The 1,573-nt window shown below is 67.8% G+C and carries 2 protein-coding genes; both read right to left on the bottom strand.

Annotated features, from left to right (window positions below):
* Positions 1 to 287: 287 nt before the first annotated feature.
* Positions 288 to 986, bottom strand: a complete 699-nt coding sequence (locus ACT84W_RS03985) for an SDR family NAD(P)-dependent oxidoreductase (protein ID WP_417576424.1) — start codon at positions 984 to 986, stop codon at positions 288 to 290.
* Positions 986 to 1,573: VUT family protein (locus tag ACT84W_RS03980; RefSeq protein ID WP_444328279.1), on the bottom strand; the 588-nt coding region annotated here is incomplete at its 5' end. The genes ACT84W_RS03985 and ACT84W_RS03980, both read right to left, overlap by 1 nt.

Genomic DNA, 1,573 nt, shown 5'->3' with positions numbered 1-1,573 from the left:
ACGTCGACGAGCGTGGAATGGCACTCCCAGAGCGGGACCTTGCAGAAGTTGTTGATCATGGGGGCTCCCTTCGCGTGCGTGCTTCGCGGCGCGTCGCGGATCGGGCGGCGCGTTTGCGCATTTGCGAAGAGTATGCCCTGCCTGGCCGGGCGGCTGCCGGGCGTCCGGCCAGGCGGCAGCCCCCGTCCGCCAACGGTCGCCCGCCCAGTGATGTGTGTCCCCAAAAGCTGCACGCAATGACTGTCACCCAGTGAAGGGCGTGGCCCGGCGGCCCGGCGAGGGTGGGGCTAGTCGGGCCAGACGAACTCGGTGCGGCCGGCCTCCCCGCCGTCGATGAGGAGATTCTGCCCGGTCATGAAGCGGTTCTGGACCGCGACGAAGTAGATCCAGTCGGCGATCTCCTCGGGTGAGGCCCAGCGGCGCAGCGGCGTCAGGTCCATGATGCGCGACCACATGCGCTCGTCGTCCATGACGGGGCGGTTGAGCTCGGTCGTCACGCCGCCCGGGTCCACGCTGTTGCAGGTGGCCTGGGGCGCAAGACGCATCGCGACGTTTTTCGTGTACGCGCAGACGCCACCCTTGCTCGCCGCGTAGACGGGATACTCGCTGCCCGTGTGGGCGCTCGCGGAGCCCACGTTGACCACGGCGCGGATGCCCGGGGAGGGCGTGCGGGCGAGCTCGCGCTTCTGCCCGGAGGCCTCGCCGCAAAAGGCGTACTTCTCGACGACGTTGATGGTGCCGCGAAGGTTCACGGAGATGTCGTCGGGCGAGCCCTGGACCCCGGCGCAGCTTACCACGACCTGCGGCGCAAGGCCGGAAGGCAGGCTCCCCTCATCTGCCACATCGCAAATGAAGTGCTGGTAAGAAGGGCTGTCGATGCTCGGATCCGCACAGTCGAGGCCCCAGACGCGGTGCCCCTCGGCGAGGAATTTGAGCGCCGTCGCGCGCCCGATGCCCGATGACGTCCCGGAGATGAGGACGTCCATTACATCCTCGCCTCGAGATCGGCGGCGTGCGCCTGGACGTACTTCTCGCCCACGCCCTCGCGCTCCCAGCCGCTGGCCACGCGGAAGCCGACGGGGGAGAGCGCGATCTCGCAGAGGAGCTCGGCGAGCGCGCCGGTGATGGAGCAGGTGAGGACCTGGACCCACGACCAGCCGAAGAACGTGTGGGAGACCACGACGGCGAACACGAGGTTGTCGACGAACTGGCCGATGCCGGTGCTCACGTAGCTGCGCAGCGCGAAGGTGGCGAAGCTGCCGTTGTCGGTGAGGTGGCCGATGAACTGGTTGATGTGCGAGTTCACGAAGGAGGAGCAGAGCATGGCGAGCGAGCTTCCGAGCACGACGTACCACGAGCCGCCGATGGTGGCGTTGAGCGCGGCGTTGACCTCGAGCGAGCCGGTGTCGTAGTAGGCGCCCCACATGCCGGGCGCGAGGCTGACGAGCCAGAACAGCCCGCTCACCGCGAGGTTGAGGGCGAGCGCGAGGATGGAGACCTTGACCGAGGCCTTGGGCCCGAAGCGCTTGCAGATCATGTCCATGCACAGGAAAGAGACCCACGAGAGCGTGAA

It is taken from the genome of Paratractidigestivibacter sp., from assembly GCF_052362415.1.
Lineage (GTDB): Bacteria > Actinomycetota > Coriobacteriia > Coriobacteriales > Atopobiaceae > Paratractidigestivibacter.
The sequence above is the reverse complement of the archived record's forward strand: the minus strand, read 5'-3'. Positions and strand labels throughout refer to the sequence as shown.

Bases quoted from the DNA above. Each gene is read 5' to 3' on its own strand.
- ACT84W_RS03985 (WP_417576424.1), bottom strand. From the start codon at position 986: ATGGACGTCCTCATCTCCGGGACGTCATCGGGCATCGGGCGCGCGACG.